2 protein-coding genes and 1 pseudogene are annotated in these 2,616 nt (G+C 33.0%); 1 reads left to right on the forward strand and 2 read right to left on the reverse strand.

The window, feature by feature from the left end; all coding sequences use genetic code 11:
• Nucleotides 1-563 precede the first annotated feature (563 nt).
• On the forward strand, nt 564-1,013 hold the full coding sequence (locus tag Xsto_RS20390) for a GNAT family N-acetyltransferase (RefSeq protein ID WP_099126275.1): 450 nt from the start codon (nt 564-566) through the stop codon (nt 1,011-1,013).
• A 9-nt stretch (nt 1,014-1,022) separates the two neighbouring features.
• Here the strand turns inward: Xsto_RS20390 and Xsto_RS20395 are convergent, their stop codons facing one another.
• Together Xsto_RS20395 and Xsto_RS23060 are read right to left on the reverse strand one after the other, a co-directional pair.
• Nucleotides 1,023-2,090: a PfkB family carbohydrate kinase gene (locus tag Xsto_RS20395; protein WP_099126276.1), complete on the reverse strand. Its 1,068-nt coding sequence runs from the start codon at nt 2,088-2,090 to the stop codon at nt 1,023-1,025.
• 432 nt (nt 2,091-2,522) lie between these two features.
• Nucleotides 2,523-2,616: pseudogene (locus tag Xsto_RS23060) on the reverse strand (IS982 family transposase); the annotation flags it as partial.

The following is a 2,616-nucleotide window of genomic DNA, read 5'->3' on the forward strand; positions in this document are numbered from 1 at the left end:
GCACGGAATTATGCCAGTATGGTGGCACTGGCCTTTATCATCGTCTGGCTACCCATGTGGTCAGAATAAATGATGAACACAAAACGTCAACAGACCCTATCCATCCATAACGTGATTATCAAGAAATGGATAAGCCTAATAACCTTATCTCCATCGAATAATAAATGAATAATTCTTAATAATTAGTTAACACTTGAAACTAAAATTAATATTTTTTATTCATTTCCTAAGTGGTTAAAGGAATACGAATAACCCCTGCCGCTGAGGAAGACGGGGTATTATCAGCAATATCCGTTGTGAAGTGATGTGACAGCCGGCGAGATGGCCTGTATTGTCGTAATGATGTACGAGTTTTGACGCTGGATAAAAAGTTTTCCTACCAAATATTTTCTGGCTCAATTTTCTGAGTATAATATATCCAGTTATCGGTTGTCACAAAATGGATATTAAAAATGTAAATAACCTTTTCTTGATATGATATTTATTTACTAAACTTCTCTTGCAGTCATAATTAAATTTGATATTGTAAAGCAAATACTCAATAAAAAATAATAGAACAAAGTATGAAACAACATCTATATTGGGAAAAAGAAAAATATCAAGTATCAACAGATAAATCTTTGTTAGATGTTACAGCAATCCATCAGTTTCTTACCCGATCCAATTGGGCGAAAGGCATCGATATTGAAACAGTTCAGTGTTCAATTGAAAATAGTCTGACGTTCGGATTGTATGATGAGAAAAATCAAATAGGGTTTGCTAGATTCGTGACAGACTTTTCAACTTTTGGGTATTTATGTGATGTTTACGTATTGGAAGAATATCAAAAACAGCATCTGGGGAGCTGGCTAATGGAATGTTGCCAATCTCATCCTGTTATTCAGAAACTTCGACGAGTTATGTTGGTAACTTCATCTGCACATTGGTTATATGAAAAATTTGGTTATTCACCTGTTAATCGTGAAAATTTTGTTTGGCAAATATTTCGCCCGGATATTTATTTAAAGAATTAGTACCAGTTTTTACCGAAGATTGAATTTATTGGGGAATATATCAATATTTTCTGATGATAGAGTAAAAGCAGAACATTGCTGAGAAAAGTGAACGCTGTCTTCCAGATCCATTCCAGCCAGCCAGCAATGTGCAAGCCCTGCCATCATAACATCACCAGCACCATTGGCATTAACAACGTTATTTGTTAATGCGCGTGAGTAACCGGATTTATTATCTAGTTCACTGTAATAGACGCCTTCTGCATCCATACTCAAAATTATCCGTTGAACACCTTGCTGATGAAACCAAGAAGCAGCGAGGACTGCATCTTCCAGTGTTTCAATTTTGATACCACTTAACATCTCAGCTTCAGAACGATTAGGTTTCAGTGTATGAATATAAGGTAGCCAGTGACGGATATTAGATGCTTTGAATGTAGAAACTGTATCAACAAAAATCGGAACATTATTGGAATTAAGAAATATCCACTCTAATGATTCATGAGATAAGTTACAATCAATAATCAGTACACTGGCACTCTGAATCAATTTCTTGGATTGAGAGAGTAGTGATGGGGTAAGTTTATCCAGAATGCTCATATCATTTATCGAAATAATACATTTTCCATTCTCATCAATAAATGAATTACAAATTGATGTTTTTTCATCATCCAGTTTATGTAGGTATTTAGTATTAACTCCGGATAATTTTGTTTTTTCTGATAAAATTTTACCTTGTTGGTCATTACCAACAACAGAAATTAAATAGCTTTCATTTTTTAATGCAGCAATGTTTTGTGCAATATTTCTTCCTACCCCACCGGGGGTGGAAATGATTTTCCCTGGGTTGGAATCATTATATACTAATTTATCAAAGGCATAACTGGTTATATCTATATTAGCTGCTCCAATAGTAACAGCATAAACATCACTGGCAAGAATATAACCTTTCCCTTTTATATAGCCTTTTTTACTTAGGTTCATAATATGCCCTGCAACACAGGAACGACTAATACCAAGAATATCTGCAATTTCTTGCTGTTGTATAAAAGGATCCCTCTTTAATATTTGCAGTATCTGATTTTCCCTGTTTGACATATTGTGGCCTTGGCTATTTTTTGTGGCTATATTTCTATTGTATATCTGTCAAACAGTAAAGGCGGATCTTATGATTTATTCTATTTTTGAGAAAGTGATCGTAAGTTTAATAAAGGGTTTTTATGATCAATAATGTGATCTATATCTAGAATATTACTCTGTTAAAGCTTTGGTGTTTAGGATAATGAAAAGGTTTATAATGTAAACTATATTTTATTCTGTATAAATTATATTTATATCAATAGGTTGTGAGATAATAGGTTCTTTTCAAACAAGTGTTTGGTTTTTATATATCAATGCAATAATTATATGTAATTTAAGAAATTATATTATCAAAGCTAAATCACAAGTTACATATTTTGACCAGTTAAATGCAGTAGAGCAGTTATTTTTATTATTTTCTATAAAAAATATCGTTTTATTAGTTTAACCTCAGCTTCGCTTAAAAATAGCGATCTCATTATCCCGTAGATTCAAGCTCGGTTTTTTAGGTTGGAATGTATAAGCAATAAGGCCAGCAGCAACT

This window comes from Xenorhabdus stockiae (assembly GCF_002632825.1).
GTDB lineage: Bacteria > Pseudomonadota > Gammaproteobacteria > Enterobacterales > Enterobacteriaceae > Xenorhabdus > Xenorhabdus stockiae.

What these genes read in the sequence shown, in the direction of transcription:
- Xsto_RS20395 (WP_099126276.1), bottom strand. Translation starts at nt 2,090, where the DNA reads ATGTCAAACAGGGAAAATCAGATACTGCAAATATTAAAGAGGGATCCT.
- Xsto_RS20390 (WP_099126275.1), top strand. Translation starts at nt 564, where the DNA reads ATGAAACAACATCTATATTGGGAAAAAGAAAAATATCAAGTATCAACA.